Raw genomic sequence first — 23,001 nt, 5'->3', positions numbered from 1 at the left:
CATGAACGAGCAACCTGAAAATCTTCGCAACTTCACCATCAATTTCGGTCCGCAGCATCCGGCCGCGCACGGCGTGCTGCGTCTGGTGCTGGAGCTTGACGGCGAAGTCGTCGCGCGCGTCGATCCGCATATCGGCCTGCTTCACCGTGGCACCGAGAAGCTGATCGAGCAGAAGACCTACCTCCAGGCGATCCCTTACTTCGATCGGCTCGACTACGTCGCGCCGATGAACCAGGAACACGCCTTCTGCATGGCGGCTGAAAAGCTGCTCGGCATCGAGGTGCCGCGCCGCGGCCAGCTGATCCGCGTGCTCTATTGCGAGATCGGCCGCATCCTGTCGCATCTGCTCAACGTCACCACGCAGGCGATGGACGTCGGCGCGCTGACCCCGCCGCTGTGGGGCTTCGAAGAGCGCGAGAAGCTGATGGTGTTCTACGAGCGCGCCTCGGGCAGCCGCATGCATGCGGCTTACTTCCGCGTCGGCGGCGTGCATCAGGATTTGCCGCAGAAGCTGGTCGACGATATCGAGGCCTGGTGCGATCCGTTCCTGAAAGTCGTGGACGATCTCGACCGCCTGCTCACCGCCAACCGCATCTTCAAGCAGCGCAACGTCGACATCGGCGTGGTGCCGCTGAAGGAGGCCTGGGAGTGGGGCTTCTCGGGCGTGATGGTGCGCGGCTCGGGCGCGGCCTGGGACCTGCGCAAGTCGCAGCCCTATGAATGCTATGCCGAGATGGATTTCGACATTCCGATCGGCAAGAACGGTGACTGCTACGACCGCTATTTGATCCGCATGGAAGAGATGCGTCAGTCCATCCGCATCATGAAGCAGTGCATCCAGAAGCTGAACGCGCCCGACGGGAAGGGCCCCGTTGTCGTCGCCGACAACAAGGTCGCGCCGCCGCGCCGTGGCGAGATGAAGCGCTCGATGGAAGCGTTGATCCACCACTTCAAGCTCTACACCGAAGGCGTTCACGTGCCGGCCGGCGAAGTCTACGCCGCGGTCGAGGCGCCCAAGGGCGAGTTCGGCGTCTATCTGATCTCCGACGGCACCAACAAGCCGTACAAGTGCAAGATCCGCGCGCCGGGCTTTGCGCATCTGCAGGCGATGGACCACATCTGCCGCGGCCATCTGCTCGCCGACGTCTCGGCGATCCTCGGCTCGCTCGACATCGTGTTCGGAGAGGTCGATCGGTGATGGGGCAGCAGGCGCCAATCCAGTTTGACCGCGCCTCGGGGGCCCTTGAAGGGGCCAACCTGTGGGAGCGGACGGCTGCCTTGGCGCTGGTGACGGGATCGAAGATCTCCTCGCACTTCTCGCACATGGGCTACATCGCCTGCGCGAATTTGCTTCGGAAGACGCTGCCCGAGCGCAACATCGCGATCAGGCTCAATCCCGACGCCGTGTTCGAGTTCCCTTACGGCGACGGCTATTGGAGCAAGCTGCTCAACCGCTCCTACAACTATGAAGACGAGCTCGAGCTGCTGTTCGCCGATAGCGTCGACGTCGACTACACGTTGCTCGATTGCGGTGCCAATTACGGCTACTGGTCGGTGCTGGTGTCGAGCAAGCCGTTCGGCTCGCACAAGGCGATCGCGATCGAGCCGTCGGGGCAGAACTATCCGAAGCTCGCCAACAACGCCCGCGTCAACGGCAATCGCTTCGAGGCCATGAAATGCGCGATCGGCGCCACCCGCGGCACCGCGCGTCTCTCAGGCACCAAGCACGAGGCCTTCAGCATCGCCGGCGATCCCTCCGCGGGCGGTGAGGACGTGCCGGTCATCGCACTCGACAATCTGATCGAGGACGGCAAGGTGGCAAGCGCCGGCAAATACCTGATCAAGCTCGACGTCGAGGGCGTCGAGATCGAGGCGATCAAGGGCGGCGCGCGTCTGCTCCAGGCCGACAGCGTCATCATGTGCGAGGAGCACGGCAGCGACCGCTCTCATGCAGTGTCGCGCTTCATCCTCGAACAGACCCCGCTGAAGCTGATCGTGTTCGATCCGCGCAGCAACCGGATGGAGACCGTGACCGAGCTGTCGATCCTCGACCGCATCAAGGTCTCGACCCATGTCGGCTACAACGTTTTCGGCACCGCAAGCGCATTTTGGCAGGACAGGATCGAAGCCCTGAATGCGAAAACAGCGCGCCGCATGCAGTGAGAGATTGAAGAGATGTCCGTTCGCCGATTAGCACCGAAGGAAGTCCAGCCCGCGAGCTTTGCGTTCACGGAGGAGAACCTCGCATTCGCCAAGCAGCAGATCGCGAAATATCCGGCGGGACGTCAGGCCTCCGCCGTCATCGCCATCCTCTGGCGGGCCCAGGAGCAGCACGACGGCTGGGTCTCGGAAGCCGCGATCCGCGTCATCGCCGACATGCTCGACATGCCCTACATCCGCGTGCTGGAGGTGGCGACCTTCTACACGATGTTCCAGCTCGCCCCCGTCGGCAAGAAGGCCCATGTCCAGGTTTGCGGCACCACGCCGTGCCGGCTGCGGGGCGCCGAGGACCTGATCCACGTCTGCGAGCACCGCATCCATCACGAGCCCTTCCATCTCTCCAAGGACGGCAATTTCAGCTGGGAAGAGGTCGAGTGCCTGGGCGCCTGCGTGAACGCGCCGATGGTGCTGATCGGCAAGGACACCTATGAGGACCTGACTAAGGAAAGCTTCGGCAAGGTGCTCGACGGTTTCGCCTCGGGCAATCCGCCCAAGCCCGGTCCGCAGAACGGCCGCCAGTTCTCGGCGCCGATCACCGGGCCGACCACGCTGAAGGAGAGCACCTGATGGGTGATCTCTCGCAGCCTTCCGTGCAGGAGAGCGATGCCATGAAAAAGTGGGGCTTCATCGCGTTGCACGCCGCCGTGGCGGCCGCTTTCATTTTCCTGCTGCAGCGTTTCGGCCTGAACGCGTCGCTGGAATCCTCTCTGCTCTGGGCGCTGACCTTCGCCGTCTGCGCCGCCGGACTTGCCTACAAGCAGACCATTCGTTGATCGGAAAGCGCTGATATGCTCGAGGACAAGGACCGCATCTTCAAGAACCTCTACGGCCTCCACGATTGGGGGCTCGAGGGTGCGCGGCGCCGCGGCGCCTGGGATGGCACCAAGAACATCATCGACAAGGGCCGCGACTGGATCATCAACGAGATGAAGGCGTCAGGCCTGCGCGGCCGCGGCGGCGCCGGCTTCCCGACCGGTCTGAAATGGTCGTTCATGCCGAAGGAATCGACCGACGGCCGGCCGAGCTATCTCGTCGTCAACGCCGACGAATCCGAGCCCGGCACCTGCAAGGATCGCGAGATCATGCGGCACGATCCGCATCTCCTGATCGAGGGCTGCCTGATCGCGAGTTGCGCGATGAACGCGCATGCCTGCTACATCTATGTCCGCGGCGAGTTCATCCGCGAGCGCGAGCACCTGCAGGCCGCGATCGACCAGGCCTATGAAGCCAAGCTGGTCGGCAAGGACAACGTCAACGGCTGGCCGTTCGACATCTACGTCGCCCACGGCGCCGGCGCCTATATCTGCGGCGAAGAGACCGCGCTGCTCGAAAGCCTCGAAGGCAAGAAGGGCCAGCCGCGCCTGAAGCCGCCGTTCCCGGCCAATGTCGGCCTGTTCGGCTGTCCGACCACCGTCAACAACGTCGAGTCCATCGCGGTTGCGCCGGACATCCTGCGCCGCGGCGCGGCCTGGTTCGCCGGCATCGGCCGTCCCAACAATGTCGGCACCAAGCTCTTCTGCATCTCCGGCCATGTCGAGCGGCCCTGCAACGTCGAAGAGGCGATGGGCATCCCGTTCCGTGAGCTGATCGACAAGCATTGCGGCGGCATCCGCGGCGGCTGGGACAACCTCAAGGCCGTGATCCCCGGCGGTTCGTCGGTGCGCATGGTGCCGGCCGAGCAGATCATCGACACGCCGATGGATTTCGACAGCCTGAGCAAGCTGCGCTCGGGCCTCGGCACCGCGGCCGTGATCGTGATGGACAAGTCCACCGACCTGATCCGCGCCATTGCCCGCATCTCCTATTTCTACAAGCACGAGAGCTGCGGCCAGTGCACGCCGTGCCGCGAGGGTACGGGCTGGATGTGGCGCGTGCTCACCCGCATGGCCGAAGGCCGCGCCCACAAGCGCGAGATCGACATGCTGCTCGAAGTCACCAAGCAGGTCGAAGGCCACACCATCTGCGCGCTCGGCGATGCCGCGGCATGGCCGATCCAGGGCCTGATCGCGCATTTCCGTCACGAGATCGAAGCGCGCATCGACCAGTATTCGCATAAGGCCGATGTCGACGATATCGGCGTCCGCGATCCCGTGAACATGGTCGCGGCGGAGTAAGAAGAATGACCAAGCTCATCATCGACGGCAAAGAGATCGATGTCCCCGCCGAGTACACGCTGCTTCAGGCGTGCGAGGCGGCCGGCGCCGAGATTCCGCGCTTCTGCTATCACGAGCGGCTGTCGATCGCCGGCAATTGCCGGATGTGCCTCGTCGAGGTGAAGGGCGGCCCGAAGCCGGTCGCGAGCTGCGCCTGGGGCGTGCGCGATTGTCGTCCGGGCCCCAAGGGCGAGCCGCCGGAGATCTCGACGCGTTCGCCGATGGTGAAGAAGGCACGCGAAGGCGTGATGGAGTTCCTTCTGATCAACCATCCGCTGGATTGCCCGATCTGCGACCAGGGGGGCGAGTGCGACCTGCAGGACCAGGCGATGGGCTATGGTGTCGACACCAGCCGCTTCGCCGAGAACAAGCGCGCGGTCGAGGACAAATATCTCGGTGCGCTGGTCAAGACCTCGATGAACCGCTGCATCCAATGCACGCGCTGCGTCCGCTTCTCGGCGGAAGTCGCAGGCGCCCCCGAGATGGGCGCGACGGGGCGCGGCGAGGACATGGAGATCACGACCTATCTCGAGCACGCGCTGACCTCGGAGCTTCAAGGCAATCTCGTCGACATCTGCCCGGTCGGCGCGCTGACCTCGAAGCCTTATGCGTTTGCGGCGCGTCCCTGGGAGCTGGGCAAGACCCAGTCGATCGACGTGATGGACGGCGTCGGGTCGGCGATCCGCGTCGACACCCGCGGCCGCGAAGTCATGCGCGTGCTGCCGCGCATCAACGAGGCCGTGAACGAGGAGTGGATCTCCGACAAGACCCGCCACGTCGTCGACGGCCTGCGCACCCAGCGCCTGGACCGGCCCTACATCCGCGAAGCCGGCAAGCTGCGCGCGGCGAGCTGGACCGAGGCGTTCGCCGCGATCGCTGCGAAAGCGGCCCGCACCGACGGCAAGCGCATCGGCGCGATTGCCGGCGATCTCGCCGGCGTCGAGGAGATGTTCGCGCTGAAGGACCTTCTCGCCAAATACGGCTCGGGCAATCTGGCGGTGCAGGGCGGCGACGCCTTCGACCCCGTGCTCGGCCGCGGCTCCTACATCTTCAACCCGACGCTGGCGGGTGTGGAGCAGGCGGATGCGCTGCTCATCATCGGCGCGAACCCGCGGAAAGAGGCGGCCGTGTTCAACGCCCGCATCCGCAAGCGCTGGCGCGCCGGCGGCTTCAAGGTCGGTGTGATCGGCCCGAAGCTCGATCTGACCTACGACTACGATCACCTCGGTGCGGGCCCCGAGACGCTCGGTGAGCTCGCGGCCGGCAAGCACTCCTTCATGGACGTCCTGAAGAACGCCAAGAATCCGATCATCCTGGTCGGCGCGGGTGCGGCCTCGCGTCACGACGGCGCCGCCATTCTCGCGGCCGCTGCCAAGCTCGCGCTCGATGTCGGTGCGGTCAAGGACGGCTGGAACGGCTTTGGCGTGCTGCACGAGAGCGCTTCGCGCGTCGGCGCGCTCGATATCGGCTTCTCTGCCACCGGCGGGGGCCTGAACGCCGCGCAGATGACGACGTTCGGCACGCTGGACTTGCTGTTCCTGTTAGGGGCCGACGAGATCAACGCGCCCGACGGCACCTTCGTTGTCTATATCGGCACCCATGGTGACCGCGGCGCGCATCGCGCCGACGTGATCCTGCCGGCGGCCGCCTATACCGAGAAGTCCGCGATCTACGTCAACACCGAAGGCCGCGTGCAGATGACGGGCCGCGCCGCGTTCCCGCCGGGCGAAGCTCGCGAGGACTGGGCGATCGTCCGCGCGCTGTCGGAGGCGCTCGGCAAGAAGCTCGGCTATGACTCGCTGGCCGCCTTGCGCCAGGCGATCTTCAAGGCCGTGCCGCATCTGATCCGTCTCGACCAGATCGAGGCCGGCTCGGCCGACCAGATCAAGAAGCTGGCGGGGAAGGGCGGTTCGCCCGAGAAGGCGCCGTTCAAGCCGCTGGTCGAGGACTTCTATTTGACCAACCCAATCGCGCGTGCGTCTGCCGTAATGGCGGAATGCTCGCGCCTCGCCTCCGGGCACATGCTGACCGCAGCGGAGTGAGCGTGATCTGATGGAATTCTTCGAAAGCGCATTCTGGACCGGGTTCCTCTGGCCGCTGATCATCATGGTCGCGCAGAGCGTCCTGGTGCTCGTCGTCCTGCTCGTGGCGATCGCCTACATCCTGCTCGCCGACCGCAAGATCTGGGCGGCGGTGCAGATCCGGCGCGGCCCGAACGTGGTCGGCCCCTGGGGCCTGCTGCAATCCTTCGCCGACCTTCTGAAGTTCGTGCTGAAGGAGCCGATCATTCCGGCCGGCGCCAACAAGGGCGTGTTTCTCCTTGCTCCGCTGGTTTCATGCGTGCTCGCGCTCGCCGCCTGGGCGGTGATCCCGACCAATCTCGGCTGGGTGATCTCCGACATCAATGTCGGCATCCTCTTCATCTTCGCGATCTCGTCGCTGTCGATCTACGGCATCATCATGGCCGGCTGGTCGTCGAACTCGAAATACCCGTTCCTGGCCGCGCTGCGCTCGGCGGCGCAGATGGTGTCTTATGAAGTCTCGATCGGCTTCGTCATCATCACGGTGCTGCTCTGCGCCGGCACGCTGAACCTGTCGGCCGTGGTCGAGGCCCAGCACGTCCGCGGGCTCGCCAGCCTGATCGGACTGCCGCAGCTCACCATCCTGAACTGGTACGTCTGGCCGCTGTTCCCGATGTTCGTGGTGTTCTACGTCTCGGCGCTGGCGGAGACCAACCGCCCGCCGTTCGACCTCGTGGAAGCCGAATCCGAGCTCGTCGCCGGCTTCATGGTCGAGTACGGCTCGACGCCGTATCTGCTGTTCATGCTCGGCGAGTATGTCGCGATCGTCACGATGTGCGCGATGGCGACGATCCTGTTCCTCGGAGGCTGGCTGCCGCCGGTCGACCTGCCGCCCTTCAACTGGGTGCCGGGGATCATCTGGTTCTCGCTCAAAGTCTTCTTCATGTTCTTCCTGTTCGCGATGGCAAAGGCGATCGTGCCGCGCTACCGCTACGATCAATTGATGCGCCTCGGCTGGAAGGTGTTCCTGCCGCTGTCGCTGGCGATGGTGATCGTGGTGGCCGGCGTGCTGCATTTCGCCGGCATCGCGCCGAAGTGAGGGCCGTCATGGGTATCAACGTCAACGCCACTGCACGCTCGCTTCTGCTGTCGGAATTCGTCTCGGCGTTCTTCCTCGCCATGCGCTATTTCTTCCAGCCGAAGCCGACCCTGAACTATCCGTTCGAGAAGGGCCCGATCTCGCCGCGCTTCCGCGGCGAGCATGCGCTGCGCCGCTATCCGAACGGCGAAGAGCGCTGCATCGCCTGCAAGCTGTGCGAAGCCGTCTGCCCGGCACAGGCCATCACCATTGAGGCCGGCCCGCGCCGCAACGACGGCACCCGCCGCACCGTGCGCTACGACATCGACATGGTGAAGTGCATCTATTGCGGCCTCTGCCAGGAGGCCTGCCCGGTCGACGCCATCGTCGAAGGTCCGAACTTCGAGTTCGCGACCGAGACCCGCGAGGAACTGTTCTATGACAAGGCCAAGCTGCTCGCCAACGGCGACCGCTGGGAACGCGAGATCGCGAAAGCGATCGAGCTCGACGCGCCGTACCGGTGAGGTGAGGGCATGATCCTTCCCGCGCTGTTCTTCTATCTCTTCGCCGGCGTCTGCGTCGCCTCGGCCGTGATGGTGATTGTCTCGCGCAATCCCGTGCACTCCGTGCTGTACCTGATCCTGGCCTTCGTCAACGCCTCCGGCCTGTTCGTGCTGATGGGCGCCGAATTCCTGGCGATGATCCTGATCGTCGTCTATGTCGGCGCCGTCGCGGTGCTGTTCCTGTTCGTGATCATGATGCTCGACGTGGACTTCACCGAGCTGCGCGAGGGCTTCATCGAGTACCTGCCGGTCGGCCTGGTGATCGGCGGCATCTTCCTGTTCGAGCTGCTGCTCACCGTCGGCTTCTGGGTCATCAATCCCGGCGTCGCCAAGACGATTACGGCGGCGATCCCGGCCAACGTTTCGAACACCGAGGCGCTCGGGCTGGTGCTCTATACGAAGTACATCCACTACTTCCAGCTCTCGGGCATGGTGCTGCTGGTCGCCATGATCGGCGCCATCGTGCTGACGCTGCGGCACAAGGCGAGCGTGAAGCGGCAGGACATCAACGTTCAGAACGCGCGTACGCCCGATATGGCGATGGCGATGCGCAAGGTGGCGCCGGGGCAGGGGCTCCAGGACTCTGACGCGGCGGAGTGGGTGAAATGACGATCGGGCTCGGACACTATCTGGCGGTCGGCGCGATCCTGTTCACGCTCGGCATCCTCGGCATCTTCCTGAACCGCAAGAACATCATCGTCATCCTGATGTCGATCGAGCTGATCCTGCTCTCGGTCAACATCAACCTCGTCGCGTTCTCGACCTTCCTCGGCGACATCGTCGGCCAGGTCTTCGCGCTTCTGGTGCTGACCGTCGCTGCCGCTGAAGCCGCGATCGGTCTCGCCATCCTGGTGGTCTATTTCCGCAACCGCGGCTCGATCGCGGTTGAGGACGTCAATCTGATGAAGGGCTGAGCTCAGTCATGGTTCAGGCAATTGTCTTTCTGCCTCTGCTGGGCGCCATTCTGGCTGGCCTGATCGCGCTGTTCGGCGCGCATGCCCGCAACCCCTCGGGCGACGAGCTCGATCATCACGGCGACCATGGCCACGCGCACGCCCATGCGTCCGATACGATCAACGAGGATGCGTCCGTCATCCACGAGAGCCATCGCGACGACGCCCACGATGATCACGGCCACGGCCCGGTCGAGCCGGCGGCGGCAGGCTCGCGCGGTGCCGAGCTGATCACCACCGCGTTGCTGTTCGTCTCGGCCGCGCTGTCCTGGATGACGCTGGTCGATGTCGGCTTCATGCACCACGACATCAGGGTCCAGCTGCTGCCCTGGATCTTCTCCGGCGATCTTCAGGTCTGGTGGACCTTGCGGGTCGACACGCTCACGGCCGTGATGCTGGTGGTGGTGACCACCGTGTCCTCGCTCGTGCACCTCTATTCCATCGGCTACATGGACGAGGACCCGAACCGGCCGCGCTTCTTCGGCTATCTCAGCCTGTTCACCTTCGCCATGCTGATGCTGGTGACGGCGGACAACCTTGTGCAACTGTTCTTCGGCTGGGAAGGCGTGGGTCTGGCGAGCTATCTGCTGATCGGATTCTGGTACCAGAAGCCGTCGGCGAATGCGGCGGCGATCAAGGCCTTCGTGGTCAACCGCGTCGGCGACTTTGGTTTCGCGCTCGGCATCTTCGCGATCTTCATGCTGACCAGCTCGACCGATTTCGAGACGATCTTCCATGCCGCGCCCGGCCTCACCGGCAAGACCATCAACTTCCTCGGCTGGCACGCCGATGCGCTGACCCTGACCTGCCTGTTGCTGTTCATGGGCGCGATGGGCAAGTCGGCGCAGTTCCTGCTGCACACCTGGTTGCCGGACGCGATGGAGGGCCCGACGCCTGTGTCGGCGCTGATCCACGCCGCGACCATGGTCACCGCCGGCGTCTTCATGGTGGCGCGCCTGTCGCCGCTGTTCGAGCTCGCCCCGAATGCGCAGGCCGTCGTGATGTTCTTCGGCGCGACCACAGCGTTCTTCGCCGCGACCATCGGCCTCGTCCAGAACGACATCAAGCGCATCGTCGCTTACTCGACCTGTTCGCAGCTCGGCTACATGTTCGTGGCGATGGGAGCAGGGGCCTATTCGGTCGGCATGTTCCATCTGTTCACGCACGCCTTCTTCAAGGCGCTGCTGTTCTTGGGCTCCGGCTCGGTGATCTACGCGATGCACCACGAGCAGGACATCCGCAACATGGGCGGGCTCTGGAAGAAGATCCCCTACACCTATGCGGTGATGGTGGTCGGCACGCTCGCGCTCACCGGATTCCCGCTCACCGCCGGCTACTTCTCCAAGGACGCGATCATCGAGTCCGCCTACGCCTCGCACATTCCGTTTGCGATGTACGGCTTCCTGATGACGGTCGTCGCCGCCGGCCTGACCTCGTTCTACTCCTGGCGCCTGATCTTCAAGACCTTCCATGGCGAGCCGCATGACGAGCATCACTATGAGGCCGCGCATGAGGCTCCGATCTGGATGCTGATCCCGATCGGCGTGCTCGCAGTTGGCTCCATCGTCGCCGGTTTCCCGTTCAAGGAGCTGTTCGCCGGTCACGGCATCGAGGAGTTCTTCCGCGAATCCGTGAAGATGAACCCGCACATCATCGAGGAGATGCACCACATCCCCGAGACCATCGCCTTCCTGCCGACGGTGATGATGGTGCTGGGCTTCCTCGTCTCGTACCTGTTCTACATCCGCCGGCCGTACATCCCTGTGCAGCTCGCTAAAGAGCAGCCGATGCTGTACCAGTTCCTGCTCAACAAATGGTACTTCGACGAGCTCTACGACATCATCTTCGTCCGTCCGGCGAAGTGGATCGGCTATCAGCTCTGGAAGAAGGGCGACGGCTTCATCATCGACGGCCTCGGCCCCGACGGCGTCTCGGCTCGCGTCCTGGACGTCACCCGCAACGTCGTGAAGATCCAGACCGGCTATCTCTATCACTACGCATTCGCCATGCTGATCGGCGCCGCCGGCCTGATCACCTGGTTCATGTTCGGCTTTGGAGGCCAGTAAATGACAACCTGGCCCATCCTATCGGTCACGACGTTCCTGCCGCTGGTCGGCGCGCTGATCGTCTATCTCAGCCGCGGCGATGACGAGGCGGCCAAGCGCAACTCGCGCTGGATCGCGCTCTGGACCACGCTGATCACCTTCGCGGTGTCGGTGATCCTGGTCATGCGGTTCGACCCGGCCAATCCCGACTTCCAGTTCGTCGAGAAGGCGAACTGGCTCGCCACCGGCATCACCTACCACATGGGCGTCGACGGCATCTCGCTGCCGCTGGTGATCCTCACCACCGCCGTGATGCCGTTCTGCATCATCGCGAGCTGGAAGGCGATCACCAACCGCGTCCGCGAATACATGATGGCGTTCCTGATCCTGGAAACGCTGATGGTCGGCACCTTCTCGGCGCTCGATCTCGTGCTGTTCTACCTGTTCTTCGAAGGCGGCCTGATCCCGATGTTCCTGATCATCGGCGTCTGGGGCGGTCCGCGCCGGGTCTACGCATCGTTCAAGTTCTTCCTCTACACGCTGCTCGGCTCGGTCCTGATGCTGCTCGCCATCATGGCGCTGTACTGGAATGGTGGCACCACCGACATTCCGACGCTGATGCACACTGCCGTGCCGAGGTCGCTGCAGACCTGGGCCTGGCTCGCCTTCTTCGCTTCCTTCGCGGTGAAGATGCCGATGTGGCCGGTGCACACCTGGCTCCCCGACGCGCACGTCGAAGCGCCGACCGCGGGCTCGGTGGTCCTCGCCGCGATCCTGCTGAAGATGGGCGGCTACGGCTTCCTGCGCTTCTCGCTGCCGATGTTTCCGCTGGCCTCGCACGACTTCGCGCCGCTGATCTTCACGCTCTCGGCCATCGCCATCATCTACACCTCGCTGGTGGCCCTGATGCAGGAGGACATGAAGAAGCTGATCGCGTACTCCTCGGTCGCGCATATGGGCTTCGTCACCATGGGCATCTTCGCCGGCACCATGCAGGGCGTCGCCGGCGGCATGTTCCAGATGATCTCGCACGGCATCGTCTCCGGGGCGCTGTTCCTCTGCGTCGGCGTCGTCTACGACCGCCTGCACACCCGCGAGATCGCGGCCTATGGCGGCCTCGTCAACCGGATGCCGCTCTACGCGCTGACCTTCATGGTCTTCACCATGGCCAATGTCGGTCTGCCCGGCACATCAGGCTTCGTCGGCGAGTTCATGACGTTGCTCGGCACCTTCAAGGTCTCGATCCCGACCGCGTTCTTCGCCACTTTCGGCGTGATCCTCTCGGCCGGCTACGCGCTGTGGCTCTACCGCAAGGTCGTGTTCGGGGCGCTGGTCAAGCCATCGCTGGCGAGCATGAAGGATCTCACCTTCCGGGAGTGCCTGACGCTGTTCCCGATGATCGCGCTGACGATCCTGTTCGGCGTCTATCCGAAGCCGGTGCTCGACATGTCGGCCGCCTCGGTCCAGCAACTCGTCAACAACTACAACACCGCTGTGACGGCCGTGAAGGCCGCCGCACTGCTCCAGTGATCGGGCAGGTCAGGATATCGCCATGAGCTTTGAGACTGCAGGTTATCAACTGGCGCCGGTGCTGCCCGAGATCGTGCTCGCGGTCGGCGCCATGGCTCTGCTGATGCTGGGCGCCTATCGCGGGCAGGGGACGACCGGTGCGGTCACCTCGCTGGCGGTCGTGCTTCTGGTCGTGGTCGGCGTGCTCGAATACATGCTGCCCGCGGGCAAGCAGGTGACCTTCGGCGGCAGCTTCATCGTCGATGACTTCGCCCGCTTCATGAAGATCCTGGCCCTGATCGGCTCGGCGGTGACGCTGGTGCTGTCGACCGAGTTCCTGTCCGACCCCTCGCGCCGCATCTTCGAATACGCCATCCTGGTGCTGCTCTCGACGCTCGGCATGATGGTGCTGATCTCGGCCGGCGACCTGATCTCGCTCTATCTCGGCCTCGAACTGATGTCGCTGGCGCTCTATGTCGTCGCGGCCTCGAACCGCGACAACGCCAAGTCGACCGAAGCCGGCCTGAAGTATTTCGTGCTCGGCGCACTGTCCTCGGGCATGCTGCTGTACGGCGCCTCGCTGATCTACGGCTTCACCGGCACGGTCAGCTTCACCGGCATCGCGGCGGCCGCGACGATCTCGAATGTCGGCCTCGTGTTCGGTCTGGTCTTCCTGCTCGTCGGCCTCTGCTTCAAGGTTTCGGCCGTGCCGTTCCACATGTGGACGCCTGACGTGTACGAGGGGGCGCCGACCCCGGTCACCGCCTTCTTCGCGTCGGCGCCGAAGGTCGCCGCGCTTGCCGTGTTCACCCGCGTCACGCTCACCGCTTTCCCGGGCATCGTCTCGCAGTGGCAGCAGATCCTGGTGTTCGTGGCGATCGCCTCGATGGCGCTCGGCTCCTTCGCCGCGATCGGCCAGAGCAACATCAAGCGCCTGATGGCCTATTCCTCGATCGGCCACATGGGCTTCGCGCTAGTCGGCCTTGCCTCCGGCACCGTCGAGGGCGCGCAGGGCGTGTTGATGTACATCGTGATCTATGTCGCGATGACGCTGGGCTCGTTCTCGATCATCCTCGCCATGCGCCGCAACGGCCAGGCGGTCGAGCAGATCAGCGATTTCGCCGGCCTGTCGCGGACCAATCCGCTGCTCGCCTTCATGTTCGCGATGTTGCTGTTCTCGCTGGCGGGCATTCCGCCGCTCGCCGGCTTCTTCGCCAAATGGTACGTCTTCGTCGCCGCCATCAAGGCGAACCTGTTCACGCTCGCGGTCGTCGGCGTGCTGACCAGCGTGGTCGGCGCCTACTACTACCTCGCCATCGTCAAGACGATGTATTTCGACGAGCCGGCCGGCCAGGTCGATCCGGTGCGCGTCGAGGTGAAGACGGTGCTGGCGGTTTTCGGCCTGTTCAATATCCTGTTCGCGCTGTTCGCAGGTCCCGTGGTGAGCGTCGCCTCCGCCGCGGCAAAGTCGCTGTTCTAGGATGGGTTTCGCGCTCGGTCCTCGCGCATCGTCCGCGGGCTACAGGCTCGCGGCGTTCGAGCGGACCGGCTCGACCAATACCGAGGCGATCGAACGTGCGAGGGCCGGAGAGCTCGGCCCGATGTGGTTCGTCACGTCGGAGCAGACCGCCGGCCGCGGCCGCCGTCAACGCGCCTGGATCGCGCCCCGCGGCAATCTCGCCGCCAGCATCCTCGAGGTCATGGACGTCGCGCCTGCCGTCGCCGCCACCCTCGGCTTTGCCGCCGGGCTAGCCGAGGAGGCCGCGCTGGAGAAGGTCAGCCTCGAGGCCGCAATCCGCCTCGGCCCTGATCGTCCGCGCTACGCCCTGAAATGGCCGAACGACGTTTTGGCCGGAGGCAAGAAGCTCGTCGGCATTGGCCTCGAAGCCGAAGCCATCGGCGACCGCCTGGCCGTCGTCGTCGGCATCGGCACCAATGTCGTTGCAGCGCCCGAGGGCGTGCCGACGCCCGCGGTGTCGTTGGCGGCGCTCGGGGTGCAGATCAGTGCCGAGGAGCTGTTCTCGGCACTATCCGACGCCTGGGTCGAGTTCCGCGGCATCTGGGACAATGGCAGCGGCTTTGCCGAGATCCGCAAGCTGTGGCTGGATCGCGCCGCCGGCCTCGGCGAGCGGGTCGCAATCCACACGGGGACGATGACGCTGGAAGGCATTTTTGACACCATCGACGACACCGGCTGTCTGATCGTCCGCACCGCGGAGGGCCGCCGGGTACCGGTCGCCGCGGGTGAGGTGTTCTTCGGCTCGGCCGCCTCCGTGGGAGCTGCGTGATGGCCAAGCCCGACGAACTGGTGTTTGCGCCGCTCGGCGGCGTCGGCGAGATCGGCATGAACCTGTCGATCTATGGCCTCGGCAACCGCCAGCAGCGCGCCTGGATGGCGGTCGATCTCGGCGTCTCCTTCGGCGACGAAGAGCACCTGCCGGGCATCGACCTGATCATGCCCGACATCAGCTTCCTGGAGAAGGAGCGCAAGAACTTGATGGGCCTGGTGCTGACCCACGCCCATGAGGACCATTTCGGCGCCATCATCGATCTCTGGCCGAAGCTGAAATGCCCGATCTATGCGACGCAATTCAGTGCTGCCCTGTTCGAGGCCAAATGCGCCGCCGAGCGCAACGCGCCGAAGATCCCGGTAACGGTGGTGCCGTCCGGCGGCCGCGTCGACGTCGGCCCGTTCAACGTCGAGTTCATTCCCGTCGCGCATTCGATTCCGGAGGCGCATGCGCTGGCGATCCACACCGAAGCCGGCACGGTGCTGCACACCGGCGACTGGAAGATCGACCCGACCCCGACGCTTGGCGCGCCCACCGACGAGAAGCGGCTGCGCGAGCTCGGTGAGGAAGGCGTGCTCGCCTTGATCGGCGATTCCACCAACGCGGTGCGCGACGGCCGTTCGCCCTCGGAAGCCGAGGTCGCCCGCACCATCATCGACCTGGTAAAATCAGCCAAGGGCCGCGTTGCGGTCACGACCTTCGCCTCCAACGTCGCGCGCATCAAGGCCGTCGCTGCCGCTGCCAGGGCCGCCGACCGCGAGGTCGTCGTGGTTGGCCGCGCCATGGAGCGCGTGGTGCAGGTCGCGCGCGAATGCGGCTATCTCGATGGCGTGCAGAATTTCCGCTCGCCCGAGGTTTACGGCCATCTGCCGCAGGACAAGGTGCTGGCGCTGTGCACCGGCAGCCAGGGCGAGCCGCGCGCGGCGCTGGCGCGCATCGCCAATGACGACCATCCCGAGATCACGCTCAACCGCGGCGACAGCGTCATCTTTTCCTCGCGGACCATCCCGGGCAACGAGAAGGCGGTCGGTTCGATCATCAACAACCTCGTGCTGCAGGGCGTCGAGATCATCACCGACCGCGACCATCTGGTCCACGTCTCCGGCCATCCCCGCCGCGACGAATTGCGCGACATGATTGGCTGGGTGAAGCCGCAGCTCCTGATCCCCGTCCACGGCGAGGCGCTGCACCTGAACGAGCACGCCAAGCTCGCGCGCGCCGCCGGCGTGCCGCGCGTGCTGGTGGTCCGCAACGGCGACCTGATCAAGCTCGGCCCGGGCGATCCCGGCATCATTGGCGAAGTGCCTTCCGGCCGCCTCTACAAGGACGGCACGATCCTGGAGGACTCCAAGTCCCGAGCCGTGGTCGAGCGGCGGCGCATGGCGTTTTCCGGCTGTGCCTTCGTCGCCATTGCCATGACCGAGCAGGGCGAGCTGGCCGACGATCCCGAGGTCGATCTGGTCGGCATCCCCGAGAAGAACAGGGCAGGCGAGCCCTTCGACGACCTCGTCTTCGATGCCGTGGTCTCCACCATCGAGGGCCTGCCGAAGGCGCGCCGCCGCGACCCCGACGCATTGGGCGAGTCGGTGCGACGTGCTGTCCGGGCCGTGATCAACGAACATTGGGGCAAAAAGCCCCCCTGTCTGGTACACGTACTGACAGTGTAAGGGGAGAAGACACATGCTGGGCCGGCTCAACCATGTCGCGATCGCGACCAAGGACGCCGTCAAGGCCGCCAGGATCTATGGCGCCGCGTTCGGCGCTCAGATCTCGGAAGCCGTGCCGCTGCCCGAGCACGGCGTCATCACCGTGTTCGCGACGCTGCCCAACACCAAGATCGAATTCATCGAACCGCTCGGCGAGGCCTCGCCGATCGCAAAATTCGTCGAGCGTAACCCCGACGGCGGCATCCACCATGTCTGCTACGAGGTCGTCGACATCATCGCCTCGCGCGACACGCTGGTGAAGGAGGGCGCGCGGGTGCTCGGCGACGGCGTGCCGAAGATCGGCGCCCATGGCAAGCCGGTGCTGTTCCTGCACCCGAAGGATTTTTCCGGCGCGCTGGTCGAGATCGAGCAGGCATAAGGCCGAACCATGGCCATCCAGATCTCAACCGCGATCGCAATCTACTTCGTCATCTGGTGGGTCGCGCTGTTCCTGACGCTGCCGTTCGGCGTACGCAGCCAGCACGAGGATGGCGTCGGGGCGCCCGGCACCGACCCCGGTGCGCCGATCCTGACGCGGATGGGCCGCAAGCTGATCTGGACCACCATCATCTCGGCGATCATCTACGGCCTCGGCCTCGCGGCCTATCACGCCGGCTATCTCTCGATCGAGCGCCTGTCGAAATTGATGGGAATGCCTTTCTAGACGTTCTTGCTAGACGTTTTTGCTGACGACATTGTTTGGGGGACCGAATGACTTTTCAGAGGATCGTCATTGCACTTCTGGTGCTGATCGTCGCCGGCATCGGTGCCATCGGCTATTTCGAATGGCGGATGGCCGCGCAGGTGCGCACCCTGAAGGCGTTCGTCGAGGGCTATGTCTTCAACGAAGCGGTGATGGCCTGCGAGCAGGCCAAGAGCTCGACGCCGTTCAAATGGAACGGAGGCAAGAGCACCTCGGTGATCGGCCTGAACTCCGCCAAGCTCGACAAATACACGGTCAGCGCCAGCTACACGCTGGTGGCGGACAGCGTCTATTGCGATTACGATCCGATCAAAAGAAAGGCCGAGATCGGGTCGAGCTTCCTGGAGCGGGAGTAACGATCCGGCGCTCGCAGGCATGAGCGCGCCGCCGCCTGCTCGATGCGGCGCGAGTTCGCGCACGCCCGATCAGCCGCTCACGCAGGCGGGCTAGATCGCTCGGCGTTGTCGGCCGGCGAAGAGCCCGTAGACGAACAGCACGATGATCGCGCCGACGACCGCACCGATCAGTCCGGCACCTTCTTCGGCACGATACCATCCGAGCGCCTGCCCGAGGTAAGTCGCAACGAAGGCGCCGACGATCCCCAAGATGGTCGTCAGGATGAAGCCGGACGGCTCGTTGTCGCCAGGCATGATGAACTTGGCGATCACGCCGGCGACGAAGCCGATGATGATTGTCCAGAGAAGACCCATTTCCACACCTCTTCCAGATTTAAGCGGTAACAGCTATGCCTCAGGCAGACGTCCGTCCGGCGTGTACTTGTCGACCGCCGAGGGCAATTCCCGGGATAGCCTTGTGAGGATCTCGTCTTGCGAGAGCCCCGTCTGCTGTTCGAGCTTCTCCAGAACGTCGGAGCCGATCGCATTCCTCAGCTCAGGCGACGAGATCTCCTTGTTGGGTCCGGGCTTCACCCATGAATCGGCGACCTCGCCCTGGCCGTTCTGGTTGAACCGCTCCAGGAGCTCGCCAATGCCGCCATTGAGCAGGCCCCCGATCCCGCCCGCGCCGAGCATGCCGCCGAGATTACCAAGCACTCCTCCAGGCGGCTGCTGACCGCCCGCGGATGAGCCGCCGGTCGCACCTTTCAGCAGCTCTGCCAACTTGTCGCGGTTCTGATAGCCGGCCACGGCCAGCATCGCCAGAAGGGCAGTCATGGAGGGCATTCCGCGGCTCATCGCTAACTCCTTCAAAATCTCAGACACGCAAAACTGCCTCAGCCCGCTTGTGTTCCAAAAATCGGCAAATGGTGGGCTCGCGACGCCCGGCTTGGTCGTCCGACACGAAGAACTTTCGGTGCAACTGGTCCCGGGGTGCGCCGGCGATACACGGGTGGCGGACCGCCTTGATTGCGATTACGATCCGACCAAAAGAATGGCCGGGATCGCCCGAGCTTCACAGAAGCGCGGGTAACGATCAGGCCATGCCAAGCATGGGGTGGGGTCATGACCGGGGACCGGGCGGGGGACTATCGAATTCTGCATGAAGCGGCGCTGCGGGATTATCTCGCAGGCCTTCCCGATATCGCCGCACTCCTCGGCGGCGAGCCGGTCTCCTGGGAGATCACCGAGGTCGGCGACGGCAATCTCAATCTCGTCTTCATCATGAAGGGCGGGCGCGGCGGCGTCGCCGTCAAGCAGGCGCTGCCTTATGTCCGCCTCGTCGGCGAAAGCTGGCCGTTGCCGCTGTCGCGGGCCCATTACGAATATCTGGCTCTGTCCCGGCAGGCCGAGCTCGCGCCCGGCCTCGTGCCGGCTTTGCTGCATCACAACGAGGCCCTGGCGCTGACGGTGATGGAGCTGCTCGAGCCTCACATCATCATGCGCAAGGGGCTGGTTGCGGGAACGCAATATCCGGGCTTCGTCGGTGACATCACCACCTTCATGGCGCGAACGCTGTTCTTCACCTCCGACCTCGCGCTGTCCGCGGCCGAGAAGAAGGAGGGCATTGCGGCCTTCGCCGGCAATCATGCGCTCTGCAAGATCACCGAGGATCTGATCTTCACCGATCCCTACCGCATCGCCGAGCAAAACCGCTGGACTGCGCCGTATCTCGATGCGCTCGCTGCAAGCCTGCGCGATGACATGGAGCTGCATGTCGCGATCTCCCGGCTGAAGCTGAAGTTCATGGCAAGCCCCGAGGCGCTGCTCCACGGCGACCTCCACACCGGCTCGATCATGGTGACGAACAACCAGACGCGGGTGATCGATCCGGAATTCGCATTCTATGGCCCGATGGGGTTCGACGTCGGCGCCGTGCTGGCCAACCTTGTGATGGCCTATTTTGCCTCCGCCGGGCACGAGCGCGCACCGGGCGAGCGGGCCGCGTTCGAGGCCTGGGTGCTGGAGACGATCGAGCAGGTCTGGAACGAGTTCGCCGGCAAATTCCTCGACCTCTGGCGAGCGAATGGCACTGGCGATGCCTATCCGGTCTCACTCTTTGCCGGCGCGCAGGGCGCTGCGCGTTTGGAGGCCGAGCGCCAAGCCTACATGCAGCGCCTGTTCGCCGACACGGTCGGCTTCGCCGCCGCAAAGACCATCCGCCGCATCTTCGGCCTTGCCCACAACATCGACTTCGAGCTGATCGAGGATCCGAAGAAGCGCGCCGTCAGCGAAGCCCGCGCGGTGCGGCTGGCGAGGGCGATGATGGTGGAGACAGGGACGTTTCGGACGATTAGCGATGTAACGGGTGCTGCGCGAAAACTGCGGGACTGGAGGCCGGAGCTAACGGGTTGAGAGAGTTCATGGCGAGGAGCGCGCCTCCGCGCTCGCAATGACAAAGGGGTGCAACAGGCGCCAATGTTTCATCGTCACCCTGAGGTGCCGGAGCGTAGCGAAGGCCTCGAAGGGCGACAGCCCGGCTGCATCGCGGCCGTTCATCCTTCGAGGCTCGGCACGCGCTGCGTTCGCATCGCATGCTTCGCACCTCAGGATGACGGTCCAAGACGCCAGCGCGCGCTCAATACATTCGCATCGGCAGCGGCGCGCCTTCGGGGCCGACCAGCAGACCCCAGGTCTCGTTGACCGCGACCTCGAACTCACGCGTCTGGGCCGCGCTGCCCTTGAGCTTCAGGGTGACCTTGTACTGGCCCGGCGGCAGATCAATTTTCTGGCCATCAGGCAACTCATCCGCAGCGGCGTCAAAATCGATCAGTTCTTCTCCGGCGTGAGCCGCCAGTCTGATGGTTCGCTCATTGACGATGATGTCGGCCGCTTCATCCGTCTTGTTGCCGAGCAACAACATCACTTGTCCCGGCGCCGGCCGGATTTTGGCCGTGGCGGCCAACGGCTTGCGCAGCGCAAGGTCGGCGATCGTTGTGTTGCCCTGACGGACGAGCCGGAGCAGCGCCGGCCCGTCTGACGTCGTGAAGGCGACGACGGCTCTGTCGGGCGCGACGACCGCTCCGTCGTTCTCGGTCCAGCCGCGCTTTTCGAGTGCAGCGCGATAGAAGCCGAGCACGTCCTCGAGACCGAGCGGCGTCTCGACGTGAGCCGACCTCATGAAAGGCGAATTCTTCGCGGTCATCAGGGTCCAACGGTCGACCAGCGGCAGGCCCATGTCGTCGGACATCTTGGCCTCGAATGTCCGGCTCGCGGCTTGTGTCAGAAGCCCGACAGTGTCGCAGAGCAGGCGCTCGCCAAGATAGTCCGGGGCGCAACGGTCCCTGAGTGCCCACCATGTATCGTCGACAAACCCGTTTGACCGCTTGGTGTGGGACCAATTGATATGAATGTTTTTCGTCGGGCCGTCGCGGGCAGGGTCCGGCGTGACGGGGATCGCCATCGCCGCTGTCGCGGCGACCAGACTGCCGGCGAGCAGGATACCTAGCGTTCGGCGGGTCATTTTTTTGCGCGATCCTTGTTTTCCGCGATCCCTGGGGCTCAGATAACGGTCCTGAGCTTGGTCGCGCCGATCGCGAGAAATGTTCACTATTCCCGTTGCTCGATGACGCACCGCGTCAATCGAGGGCTTGCATCGCCGGGCGGATGCAACCGGCCCCGAAGGCATCGCCGAACGGCCGCCTTCCGGAACTGACATTGGTCTCCATCAAAAACGAAGCTTGCATTCGACAGGCCGCGAATGATCAAATCCCTGATCGGAATACCTGCGTTGGTGGGGGACACATGATGTTCAGGATGATGGCGATCGTCGCGGGCTTGGGACTGGCGCTCGCTGGATCTGCGGAGGCCCAGACGCCGCGCAAGGGCGGAACCATCCGGATGACCGCGCCCTATGGCTCGAGTTTCACCAGCCTGGACATTCACACCACGCAGCGCGCCCAGGACGAGATCTACGCCAAGGCGCTGCACCGCTCGCTCTACATCTGGAATTCCGCGGAGGGCAAGCCGGTCCTGGAGCTTGCCAAGGAGGATGTGGTCTCGGGCGGGGGTCTCGTTCACACCTTCAAGCTGCGCGATGACGCCTATTTCCACAATGGCCGCAAGATGACGGCCGACGATGTCATCTGGTCCTACACCCGCATCATGGACGGCACCAAGGCCTATCCCGGCGCGCGGTTTGTCCGCGTGATCGAGGGCGCGGCCGCGGTCGAGAAGGGCCAGGCCAAGGAAATCTCCGGGCTGAAGAAGATCGACGACTTCACCGTCGAGATGAAGCTGACCGAGAAGGTCGATCCCGGCTTCTACTTCTTCACCGCGCTGACCTCGATCTATCCCGCCGACGAGGGCGCCAAGGAGAGTTTTATCCAGAAGCCGATCGGTCTCGGGCCCTTCAAATTCGTCGAGCACGTACCGGGATCGCGCATTGTCCTGGAGCGGTGGGACCGGTTCTACAAGCCCGGGAAGCCCTATGCCGACAAGATCGTCGTGTCGATCATGGGCGAGGCCGCGGCGCGCGATGTTGCCTTCCGCAACAAGGAGGTCGACACCTCGGTGCTCGGACCCGCGCAATATGTGGCCTATCAGTCCGACGCCAATCTCAAGGGCACCATCGTCGAGGTCGCCGAGGTCTTCACCCGCTACATGGGGATGAATCCGTCATTCAAGCCGTTCGCCGACAAGCGCGTGAGACAGGCGATCAACTACGCGATCGATACCGACCTGATCATCAACAAGCTGGTCAAGGGCAAGGCCTATCGCGCCACCAGCTGGCTGCCGCTGACCTCGCCCGCTTACGACAAGGCGATGAAGCCGTACGCTTACGATCCAGCCAAGGCCAAGCAGCTGCTTAACGAGGCCGGCTATCCCAACGGCTTCGAATTCGAATGGACCACCAGCCAGAACGAGAGCTGGGGCTTGCCGATCGTCTCGGCCGTGATCCCGATGCTGGACAAGGTCGGCATCAAGGCGAAGGTCAAGCAGGTCGAGACCGCGGTGCTGGCGGAGGTGGTTCGCACCGGCGACTACCAGGCCTTCATCTATTCCCAGGCGAGCGGCCCGGATCCGCAGGCGGCCCTCAAATGCTTCCACTCGTCGACGCCGCAGCCAGCCTGCAACTACATGATCTTCAAGAACGCCGATTTCGACAAGATCGTCGACGAGGCCGGGCAGGCCGACGACCCGGCAAAGCGCGCCCAGCTGCTGCAAAAGGCCAATGCGCTGCTCTACGAGGAGGCACCGGTCTGGTTCTTCAACTACAACAAGGCGGTCATGGCGGTGCAGCCGTGGCTCAAGGGGATTCAGCTCAACGCCACGGAGCTGACCCATCAGAACGTCGAAGACCTCTGGGTCGACGAGACCTCGCCCGCGAAGTGACATGCGCTCCCGCGCTCCCTCCGTCGCCAC

At 64.3% G+C, this 23,001-nt stretch carries 23 protein-coding genes; 20 read left to right on the top strand and 3 right to left on the bottom strand.

What is annotated here, in order from left to right:
- The first annotated feature begins 1 nt into the window (after position 1).
- The 18 genes from GGD62_RS05605 to GGD62_RS05520 are packed head-to-tail and all read left to right on the top strand — an operon-like array spanning position 2 to position 17,598.
- Complete coding sequence (locus GGD62_RS05605) at positions 2 to 1,198, top strand: NADH-quinone oxidoreductase subunit D (RefSeq protein WP_018320142.1); 1,197 nt, start codon at positions 2 to 4, stop codon at positions 1,196 to 1,198.
- Positions 1,198 to 2,163: an FkbM family methyltransferase gene (locus tag GGD62_RS05600; RefSeq protein WP_183234941.1), complete on the top strand. Its 966-nt coding sequence runs from the start codon at positions 1,198 to 1,200 to the stop codon at positions 2,161 to 2,163. Before GGD62_RS05605 ends, GGD62_RS05600 begins: the two co-directional genes overlap by 1 nt.
- A gap of 12 nt (positions 2,164 to 2,175) precedes the next feature.
- Positions 2,176 to 2,787 carry an NADH-quinone oxidoreductase subunit NuoE gene (nuoE, locus tag GGD62_RS05595; RefSeq protein ID WP_018320144.1) on the top strand — a complete coding sequence of 204 codons (612 nt, stop codon included), beginning with the start codon at positions 2,176 to 2,178 and terminating at the stop codon, positions 2,785 to 2,787.
- Positions 2,787 to 2,993: a hypothetical protein gene (locus tag GGD62_RS05590; protein ID WP_092257322.1), complete on the top strand. Its 207-nt coding sequence runs from the start codon at positions 2,787 to 2,789 to the stop codon at positions 2,991 to 2,993. The genes nuoE and GGD62_RS05590 overlap by 1 nt, the downstream gene beginning before the upstream one ends.
- Positions 2,994 to 3,008: 15 nt before the next feature.
- Positions 3,009 to 4,334 (top strand): NADH-quinone oxidoreductase subunit NuoF, encoded by a 1,326-nt coding sequence (gene nuoF / locus GGD62_RS05585; RefSeq protein ID WP_018320146.1) that lies wholly within the window; start codon positions 3,009 to 3,011, stop codon positions 4,332 to 4,334.
- Positions 4,335 to 4,339: 5 nt separating this feature from the next.
- The gene (gene nuoG / locus GGD62_RS05580) at positions 4,340 to 6,415 is read left to right on the top strand and encodes an NADH-quinone oxidoreductase subunit NuoG (protein WP_183707434.1); all 2,076 of its coding nucleotides are present in this window, start codon (positions 4,340 to 4,342) and stop codon (positions 6,413 to 6,415) included.
- A 10-nt stretch (positions 6,416 to 6,425) separates the two neighbouring features.
- Positions 6,426 to 7,493, top strand: a complete 1,068-nt coding sequence (gene nuoH / locus GGD62_RS05575) for an NADH-quinone oxidoreductase subunit NuoH (protein WP_018320148.1) — start codon at positions 6,426 to 6,428, stop codon at positions 7,491 to 7,493.
- An 8-nt stretch (positions 7,494 to 7,501) separates the two neighbouring features.
- Positions 7,502 to 7,996 carry an NADH-quinone oxidoreductase subunit NuoI gene (gene nuoI / locus GGD62_RS05570; RefSeq protein ID WP_191093171.1) on the top strand — a complete coding sequence of 165 codons (495 nt, stop codon included), beginning with the start codon at positions 7,502 to 7,504 and terminating at the stop codon, positions 7,994 to 7,996.
- Positions 7,997 to 8,005: 9 nt separating this feature from the next.
- Positions 8,006 to 8,644, top strand: coding sequence for an NADH-quinone oxidoreductase subunit J (locus tag GGD62_RS05565; protein WP_018320150.1), 639 nt, complete (start codon positions 8,006 to 8,008; stop codon positions 8,642 to 8,644).
- Complete coding sequence (gene nuoK, locus GGD62_RS05560; protein ID WP_008547737.1) at positions 8,641 to 8,949, top strand: NADH-quinone oxidoreductase subunit NuoK; 309 nt, start codon at positions 8,641 to 8,643, stop codon at positions 8,947 to 8,949. The genes GGD62_RS05565 and nuoK overlap by 4 nt, the downstream gene beginning before the upstream one ends.
- A gap of 8 nt (positions 8,950 to 8,957) precedes the next feature.
- Entirely contained in the window at positions 8,958 to 11,054 is a 2,097-nt protein-coding gene (gene nuoL, locus GGD62_RS05555) for an NADH-quinone oxidoreductase subunit L (protein WP_183707432.1), read from the top strand.
- Positions 11,055 to 12,563, top strand: coding sequence for an NADH-quinone oxidoreductase subunit M (locus tag GGD62_RS05550; RefSeq protein ID WP_179738791.1), 1,509 nt, complete (start codon positions 11,055 to 11,057; stop codon positions 12,561 to 12,563).
- A 22-nt stretch (positions 12,564 to 12,585) separates the two neighbouring features.
- The gene (gene nuoN / locus GGD62_RS05545) at positions 12,586 to 14,022 is read left to right on the top strand and encodes an NADH-quinone oxidoreductase subunit NuoN (protein ID WP_092257304.1); all 1,437 of its coding nucleotides are present in this window, start codon (positions 12,586 to 12,588) and stop codon (positions 14,020 to 14,022) included.
- Between the two features lies 1 nt (position 14,023).
- Complete coding sequence (locus GGD62_RS05540; RefSeq protein ID WP_183707430.1) at positions 14,024 to 14,830, top strand: biotin--[acetyl-CoA-carboxylase] ligase; 807 nt, start codon at positions 14,024 to 14,026, stop codon at positions 14,828 to 14,830.
- The gene (locus GGD62_RS05535; protein ID WP_018320155.1) at positions 14,830 to 16,500 is read left to right on the top strand and encodes a ribonuclease J; all 1,671 of its coding nucleotides are present in this window, start codon (positions 14,830 to 14,832) and stop codon (positions 16,498 to 16,500) included. The genes GGD62_RS05540 and GGD62_RS05535 overlap by 1 nt, the downstream gene beginning before the upstream one ends.
- Positions 16,501 to 16,513: 13 nt before the next feature.
- Positions 16,514 to 16,918 (top strand): methylmalonyl-CoA epimerase, encoded by a 405-nt coding sequence (gene mce / locus GGD62_RS05530; RefSeq protein WP_018320156.1) that lies wholly within the window; start codon positions 16,514 to 16,516, stop codon positions 16,916 to 16,918.
- A gap of 9 nt (positions 16,919 to 16,927) precedes the next feature.
- Positions 16,928 to 17,203 carry a DUF1467 family protein gene (locus GGD62_RS05525; RefSeq protein ID WP_028141469.1) on the top strand — a complete coding sequence of 92 codons (276 nt, stop codon included), beginning with the start codon at positions 16,928 to 16,930 and terminating at the stop codon, positions 17,201 to 17,203.
- 47 nt (positions 17,204 to 17,250) lie between these two features.
- Positions 17,251 to 17,598, top strand: coding sequence for a hypothetical protein (locus GGD62_RS05520; protein ID WP_028141470.1), 348 nt, complete (start codon positions 17,251 to 17,253; stop codon positions 17,596 to 17,598).
- Positions 17,599 to 17,688: 90 nt separating this feature from the next.
- On the opposite strand, the gene GGD62_RS05515 is transcribed toward GGD62_RS05520, so the two are convergent.
- Positions 17,689 to 17,952, bottom strand: coding sequence for a GlsB/YeaQ/YmgE family stress response membrane protein (locus tag GGD62_RS05515; RefSeq protein WP_018320158.1), 264 nt, complete (start codon positions 17,950 to 17,952; stop codon positions 17,689 to 17,691).
- Positions 17,953 to 17,985: 33 nt separating this feature from the next.
- Entirely contained in the window at positions 17,986 to 18,435 is a 450-nt protein-coding gene (locus tag GGD62_RS05510) for a YidB family protein (protein WP_183707428.1), read from the bottom strand.
- Between the two features lie 267 nt (positions 18,436 to 18,702).
- Here GGD62_RS05510 and mtnK point away from each other — a divergent pair, with 267 nt between their 5' ends.
- Positions 18,703 to 19,992: an S-methyl-5-thioribose kinase gene (gene mtnK, locus GGD62_RS05505; RefSeq protein ID WP_183707426.1), complete on the top strand. Its 1,290-nt coding sequence runs from the start codon at positions 18,703 to 18,705 to the stop codon at positions 19,990 to 19,992.
- Between the two features lie 223 nt (positions 19,993 to 20,215).
- Here mtnK and GGD62_RS05500 read toward each other — a convergent pair whose 3' ends face one another.
- Entirely contained in the window at positions 20,216 to 21,265 is a 1,050-nt protein-coding gene (locus GGD62_RS05500; RefSeq protein WP_246799986.1) for a hypothetical protein, read from the bottom strand.
- 116 nt (positions 21,266 to 21,381) lie between these two features.
- Between GGD62_RS05500 and GGD62_RS05495 the strand changes: the two genes are divergently transcribed.
- The gene (locus GGD62_RS05495; RefSeq protein WP_092257285.1) at positions 21,382 to 22,971 is read left to right on the top strand and encodes an ABC transporter substrate-binding protein; all 1,590 of its coding nucleotides are present in this window, start codon (positions 21,382 to 21,384) and stop codon (positions 22,969 to 22,971) included.
- The last annotated feature ends 30 nt before the right edge of the window (positions 22,972 to 23,001 follow it).

Source organism: Bradyrhizobium sp. ERR14 (genome assembly GCF_014198235.1).
Lineage (GTDB): Bacteria > Pseudomonadota > Alphaproteobacteria > Rhizobiales > Xanthobacteraceae > Bradyrhizobium.
This window is presented reverse-complemented; position numbering and strand designations above follow the sequence as displayed.